The sequence below is a fragment of the Pedobacter jeongneungensis genome (genome assembly GCF_039538295.1).
In the GTDB taxonomy this organism is placed as follows: Bacteria; Bacteroidota; Bacteroidia; order Sphingobacteriales; family Sphingobacteriaceae; genus Pedobacter; species Pedobacter jeongneungensis.
In genome coordinates this window covers 418,157-425,520 of sequence record NZ_BAABBY010000004.1, presented here as the reverse complement: position 1 = coordinate 425,520, position 7,364 = coordinate 418,157, and the positions used below count along the sequence as shown (strand labels likewise).

4 protein-coding genes are annotated in these 7,364 nt (G+C 40.0%); 1 reads left to right on the top strand and 3 read right to left on the bottom strand.

Annotated elements, in window-relative coordinates:
• Positions 1-1,181: 1,181 nt before the first annotated feature.
• Positions 1,182-2,096, bottom strand: a complete 915-nt coding sequence (gene ctlX, locus ABD769_RS09900; RefSeq protein ID WP_344851274.1) for a citrulline utilization hydrolase CtlX — start codon at positions 2,094-2,096, stop codon at positions 1,182-1,184.
• 85 nt (positions 2,097-2,181) lie between these two features.
• A complete protein-coding gene (locus tag ABD769_RS09895) occupies positions 2,182-3,627 on the bottom strand; it encodes an arginine deiminase family protein (protein WP_344851273.1) in 1,446 nt (481 codons plus the stop codon).
• 375 nt (positions 3,628-4,002) lie between these two features.
• On the opposite strand from ABD769_RS09895, the gene argS reads away from it, so the two are divergent.
• Positions 4,003-5,775, top strand: a complete 1,773-nt coding sequence (argS, locus tag ABD769_RS09890) for an arginine--tRNA ligase (protein WP_344851272.1) — start codon at positions 4,003-4,005, stop codon at positions 5,773-5,775.
• Positions 5,776-6,023: 248 nt separating this feature from the next.
• On the opposite strand, the gene ABD769_RS09885 is transcribed toward argS, so the two are convergent.
• The gene (locus ABD769_RS09885) at positions 6,024-7,148 is read right to left on the bottom strand and encodes an AI-2E family transporter (protein WP_344851271.1); all 1,125 of its coding nucleotides are present in this window, start codon (positions 7,146-7,148) and stop codon (positions 6,024-6,026) included.
• Positions 7,149-7,364: the final 216 nt, after the last annotated feature.

Here is a 7,364-nt window from a genome sequence, read left to right as displayed (position 1 = left end):
CAAGCATACCAAAAATAATAAACAACAATGCTTAATTCGGGATGTTCGTTCCGATCAGGTTTATTGAAATTAGGCTGGTGCTGCTATTTACGGTTTAATAGCGAGTGCATTTAATGAAAATGGGTTTTCCGTGTTTTCAGTGCATCCGTGGCAAATAAAAACTAATAAAGCGGTTCGTGAGGACACGAACCACGGAACAGAGCAAAAAGCAATATGATGATTTAGTAATGTATTACAATTTGTTGTGTAACTTAAGGGTTTGGAAAGCAGGTTCCTGTTTTTTATAGGTTAGGCTTTGTCCTGCTCTCCACTTTATCCCGAAGAAACCTGTGCAACAAGCAAGCATACGAAAAATAATAAACAACAATGCTTAATTCGGGATGTTCGTTCCGATCAGGTTTATTGAAATTAGGCTGGTGCTGCTATTTACGGTTTAATAGCGGGTGCATTTAATGAAAATGAGTTTTCCGTGTTTTCAGTGCATCCGTGGCAAATAAAAACTAATAAAGCGGTTCGTGAGGACACGAACCACGGAACAGAGCAAAAAGCAGTATGATGATTTAGTAATGTATTGTATTACAGTTTTTTGTGTGATTTAAGGATTTGGAAAACAGGTTCCTGTTTTTTATAGGTTAGGCTTATTCCTGCTCTCCACTTTATCCCGAAGAAACCTGTGCAACAAGCAAACATACCAAAAAATAATAAACAACAATGCTTAATTCGGGATGTCGTTCCGATCAGGTTTATTGAAATTAGGCTGGTGCTGCTATTTACGGTTTAATAGCGAGTGCATTTAATGAAAAGGGTTTTCCGTGTTTTCAGTGCATCTGTGGCAAATAAAAACCAATAAGGCGGTTCGTGAGGACACGAAACACGGAACAGGAACCATGACGAGGGGGGGCAATAAAAAGCGCCGTCATCTCGACTGAAACGCAGTGGAATGCCTGCCCGTACAGGCGGGGAGAGATCTATCTCGAGTTAGATTTAGCTTCGCTGAGCACTTACGTGGTTCTCGACTGCGTTGCACCTCGCTCGAAATGACGGCTTTGCAAGACTAGTTATCTTATAAAAATAGTTCGTGGCTCCACGAACCACGGTGAAGTAAGTTTTGCGTGTTTTCAGTGCATCCGTGGCAAAAAAACTAATAAAGTGGTTCGTGAGGACACGAACCACGGAGGAAATTAATCTTTACCCGGCAAATGTATCTCAGCCATCATGCACCGTGCACTGCCACCGCCATTTTTTTCGATGGTGTAAAGCGGTGCGTAAATAATCCTGCTGTATTTTTCAAGTGATATGATCTGCTCTGCATTTAATGATAAATAAGCCTGTTCAGACATGACCAGTAAGTTTTCACCAGCTGCATTGGCAACCTGCAGCATATTACCTGCAAATTTATTCATCTGATCTAAACTAATCTCTATAACTTCTTTTTCAGTGCCTTTTAAACTGATGGTTACGTTCAATCTTTCTTCAGGATCTTTAATAGAATCGAGGCAGATTACCGCAAAACGATCGCCGATGCACATCATTACATTAGTGTGGTAAATCGGGAAATTTGTGGCATCCACTGCCTGGAAAGCCACTGGCTCGTAACCGGTAAGCATGCAGAAATTATTCAGTATTTCTTCATCAGTACGCACGCTTAAGCAGGCATATGCAATTTTATTGGTTCGGTCTAAAACCATGCTTCCCGTTCCTTCTAAAAAGGCGTGCTGATGTTCATAAAAACTTAAATCGCTAATGTGGTTTACTTCGAATTTATCTTTCAGTCCATCTAATATTTCCCTGCGACGCTCTAACCTTCGGTTTTCAGAAAACATGGGGTAAAGGTACGCCGAGCCATCTTCGTGAAAGGAAACCCAGTTGTTCGGGAAGATAGAATCAGGCGTTTCAGGTTCCAAAGTATCGTCTACTACGGTTACATCCACATCGTTTTTACGCAAAAGGTCGACAAAAGCATCAAACTCTTTTAAGGCTTGTGCCTGTACATCGCTCTCGGTAGAAGCAACCTGAAACTTATTATTTCCTGCCGTTTGCTCGTTGAACTTAAAATCAACAGGGCGGATCATGAGGATATGGTTGGTCGTATGCATTTTTAATTAATTGTTTAAAACGGCTAATTGGTTAACTGTTCCGGGCGGTTGCCCATCATCCATTAACCATCTTACGTTTTACATTCTATAAATTGTCTCTTAAAATCGGTAAACTCATACAGTGGAAACCACCACGTGCACGTGATAATTCTGCGGAAGGCATTAAAATCAAGGTATCGGTTATGGTTTCGGCACTTACTTTGCCACTTTCTAAATCCTGTACCAGATCTTTCACATCTACCACATCAAAGCCGGCAGCTTTAAAGGCCTCAACGGTTTTGTCGTTCCTGTCGTAGCCTAACACCACACCTTCTTTAATGGCTAAAAGGTTGCAAGAATCTGTCCATTGCTCGCGCGAATCGTAAGGGAACTGATTATTTCCGCTATAAATAATTTTAGTCGGTTCTGTACTTTTTAAGTCGTTCTGACTAATATCATTCAGCAAAGCTTCTACATGTTCGAAGTGTTTGGGCTCCTGCGGATTGGCTTTTGTAAACTGAATGGCCGTTGTTGCCTCCAATTTTTCAGGTTCTTTTAAAAAATTAATTGGCTCGTAAGGATTGTATTTCGGAGAATGTGCAATAGAATTCAAAATTACCCAGGTATTGCGTTTAACCTGCGTAAAAACAGTATCCAGGTGCATATAATCACGTTTACTCGGGATTTTTACCACGGTAACTTTTTCCACCACATCCTGGTCGAACAATAATTTAATGGCTTCGTTGGCGCCATGCTCCGAAGTTCTCTCGCTGCAACCAATCAGTACATGGTTCGGGCTTACCATCATCACATCGCCACCTTCTAAAGTGGTGCTGAAAGCAGGTTCGTCGCCGGGACGTAAAAAGTGCATGGTTACATCAGGAATTTCCAGAATATTGTTTCGGTAGGCTTCGAACAAAGGATGGTTAAAGAAAATATAACGCATTAATAGCGTTTCGCGCACACGTGCTTTTTTAGCCGGTTTGTTTAATAAAATGTGGTTATTGATGGTGGTGCCCACATCCCTGGTGAAAATGAGGTTGGGGATAGGCGCAAAAATCATCGTATCGTTGGCCAGTGTTCCGGAGATAAAAATCTCAGCCAGTTGTTTCGGATCGGTATTGGTGAGTTCTAACTGTACTTTATAGGTACAACCCTCAATAGCGCAAACCGCTGCAACCAGTTTTTTTCTGATCGATTCGTTTTCGAGCATTTCGCTCAACAGGTTTTGTATCTCGATGACCGATTTGGAATTATGAAAATCAGGATGATTGGGTTTGTAAAAATTACGGTCTGATGCTTCCGAATCTATTTCGGCCAGTTTTCCCTTGATCTTATCGGGATCAAGAAAATACATCAATAGTTTAATATAATAATCGTATTCGCCCTTACGGATGGTATCTAAATGTACAATATCTTCGAAAAGCCAATCCTGTGCTTTGGAAGGTACTACTTTGCCTAAACCACTATCCGGACTATGTATTAATAATTTACGCAACCTGCCAATTTCGGTGTTTACGCTCACTTTAAAGTTTTGATTTTGCTCGCTCATAAATAAGTTAGTTGTTACAAATCTATTAGAAATTTTGAGAGTCCGAAAGTCCGGGGTCTGAAAGTCGGAAGATATAGTTTGAAAATAAGTGCTGGATAATTATAATGCCAATGGAGTTAAGGCTATAAGCATCCTATCTTCCGACCTCGGACCTCTGATTTTTTCTATTTGCACAGAACGAACATTATAAACCTTATTGAAGCGGCAGCTCCCGATTTGAAAAATCGGGACTACAGCGGAAAGAAGGACTATCCGATCCGACAAGCACTACAGCACCTTTCCAAACCTTTTTAAAAACGTTATGAATGAATTTTAGCTAAAAAATCTTCGGACTCCGGACTCCCGACTTCGGACTTTTTTCTCTATTTTTGGCACATGAATTTTATTATTGCCGCAACACAGAAAGCCATCTCCGAACTTTATCAGGAAGAAGTTGCCGAAAGTGTGATCAACATACAAGAAACCCGTAAAGAATTTGAAGGACAGGCAACTATTGTTGTTTTCCCGATCACCAAAATCTCGAAAAAATCGCCTGAGCAAACTGCAAATGAAATTGGTGAATATTTAGTCGCTAATGTAGCTGAGGTAACCAAATTTAATGTGGTTAAAGGCTTTTTGAACCTGAGTATTGCCGAAAGTTATTTCCTTAAACAGTTTAACGAAGAAATTTTAAAGCCCGATTTTGGTGTTTATGCGCCGAACGGTAAAAAGGTAATGGTAGAATATTCATCGCCAAATACCAATAAACCGCTTCACCTGGGCCATGTGCGTAATAATTTATTGGGCTATTCGGTTTCTGAGCTGTTAAAGGCTTATGGTTACGATGTAGTGAAGGTAAACCTGGTTAATGATCGTGGAATCCACATCTGTAAATCGATGCTGGCCTGGCAAAAATGGGGCAATGGCGAAACTCCTGAAAGTACAGGTTTAAAAGGCGATCACCTGGTTGGGAAATACTATGTAATTTTTGATAAGGAATACAAAAAAGAAATAGACGCTTTAAAAGCCGAAGGACAAACGGAAGATGAAGCAAAGAAAAATGCACCATTAATCAAAGAAGCACAACAAATGCTTTTGAAATGGGAGCAGGGCGACGAAGAAGTGGTTTCGCTTTGGAAAACGATGAACGAATGGGTTTATGCGGGTTTCAATATCACTTATAAAAATCTTGGGGTTGATTTTGATAAATTCTACTACGAAAGCAATACTTATCTGTTAGGAAAAGGTACGGTTGAAGAAGGTTTGGCCAAAGGTGTTTTCTTTAAAAAGGAAGATGGTTCGGTGTGGATCGATTTAACGGCTGATGGTTTAGACCAGAAACTGGTTTTACGTGCAGATGGAACCTCGGTTTACATTACACAGGATTTGGGTACCGCCGAAATGAAACATGACGATTTTAATATGGATGAGTCGATTTATGTGGTGGGAAATGAGCAGGATTATCACTTTAAGGTATTGTTCCTGATTTTGGAGAAACTGGGTAAAAGCTGGGCGAAAGGTTTATACCACTTATCGTACGGAATGGTTGATTTACCGAACGGTAAAATGAAAAGTCGTGAAGGAACAGTTGTTGATGCCGACGAGCTAATTGAAAGCATGGTAACTACCGCCCGTGAAAAAACGGAAGAATTAGGTAAAACCAACGATTTTAGCGAAGCAGACAAAGAAGAATTGTATAAAAACATTGGTTTAGGCGCTTTAAAATATTTCCTTTTAAAAGTAGAACCAAAGAAACGTTTATTGTTTAATCCTGCCGAAAGTATCGATTTTCAGGGAAATACAGGTCCTTTTATTCAATACACGCACGCGAGGATTAAATCGCTTTTGAGCAAATCTGATTATAAGTTTGGCGTTGGGAGTTTGGAGTTTAGCGGGATTAGTGATGTAGAGTTGGAAATGATTTTGCAACTGGCTAAATATCCTGCAGAAATAGAAATTGCCGCGAAGGCTTATAGTCCGGCGAGTTTGGCCAACTATTTATATGAATTGGCGAAATTGTTTAACAAATTCTACCATGAAGTGCCGCCAATCGTTAAAACCGAAGAAGGTGAAGTAAAACAGTTCCGTTTAAATTTAAGCAAAAAAACTGCGGATATTATCTATTCGGGAATGCTTATTTTGGGAATTACGTCGCCTGAACGGATGTAAGAAAGATGGGGGATGGAAGAGGTGAGATGGATGATGGCGAGCGATTAGCGATCCCCACCGGTTCGTCATTTCGACTGAAACGCAGTGAAATGGAGAAATCTACGGCTCTTCATTTTAAAGATTCTTCACTCCCGAATATTCGGGACAAGTTGCGTTCAGAATGACAAAAGCATAAAAAAGCATCGCTGGATTAAACCTAACGATGCTTTTTCTTTTCTATTTAAAGACTAAAGACTAAAGACTAAGTACTACTTTCCTTCAATCCCTGATTTCGTTGCAACAGGTTTCTTTTTTCTAAAGTTTGGAAACATCATCGGGCTTTTTGCCGGACGCTCATCGCCCAATAGTACACCCCATTGTTTAAATGATTCGGTACGGTCGAACACGATTTTAAGCACGGCTACAATCGGCAGGGCAAGGAACATTCCGGAGACGCCCGCAATACTTCCGCCTATAAATACTCCCAGAATGGCAAACAAAGCATTGATTTTTACTTTAGAGCCTACAATACGCGGCATCAATATGTTGTTGTCCAGAAACTGAACGAATGCAATTACACCTAAAACGGTAAGTACAGGCCATAATTCCTGAGAAGAGGTTAGGGTAAGCAAAACACCGATTACATTGCCTATTAAGGCGCCAACATAAGGAATCAGGTTTAAAATAGCGAAAATTACGCCGATTAACAAAGCATGTTTAATGCCGATCAGCATCAATATTCCACCCAATAAAATGGTCATATAAGTAATCTGGATCAATAAACCGATGAGGTAACTTTTAATGATCGATTCGGTTTCGTAAATGGCCTCTTTCACTTTTGGATGATCGTCGGTTTTAAACCACATAAAAATGAAACGTAATAAAATATCTTTATAAAACAGCATCAGGTAAATGTAGATCGGTAACAGGCCTATAAATACAAAAATACCGCTCAGTGTTACCGCTGTACTGCCTGCAAGGGAAGTTCCCATGTTCATCAGGTCGTCACTTTTATCCTGGATGAAGGCTTTTTGTTGTTTATCATCGTAATGTGTAATGCGACTGATCCAATCGCTTAACGAATTGATATGCTGTGTTACATTAGCTTTGATCTGCGGAAAATCTTTCACCAGAACACCAATCTGATTGGAAAAGAACCAGATAATTAATGCCACAAATAATGCAACCAATAATATAGGCAGGATAATGGCGAGCGTCTCCGGAAATTTTTTCCTTTTTAAAAAGCGGTAAACAGGCAACAGCATAATACTAATGAAAAATGCCATCAGCATCGGCATAATGATGTCGCGTCCGATTACCATTACCGCTACAACAGCCATAAGGCCCAATAACTCAATAGATCGTTTAACGGTTAGGGGTAAATTGTTAGTCATAAAAAAGTTTATCTGATTAGGATTTAAACACAGTTGTTGTGAAAAAGTTTTGTTTTTTAGTCCGAAGTCGGCAGTCCGGAGTCCGAAGTAGACTGATCGCCAGGGTTGGAGTTTGGTGAGGAGTTATGCCATTAACCATGAACGATCAAACTATTGACGAATAAACGAATGACAACTGAACCATCATGAAAAAAATTACTTCCCTTACACGATATA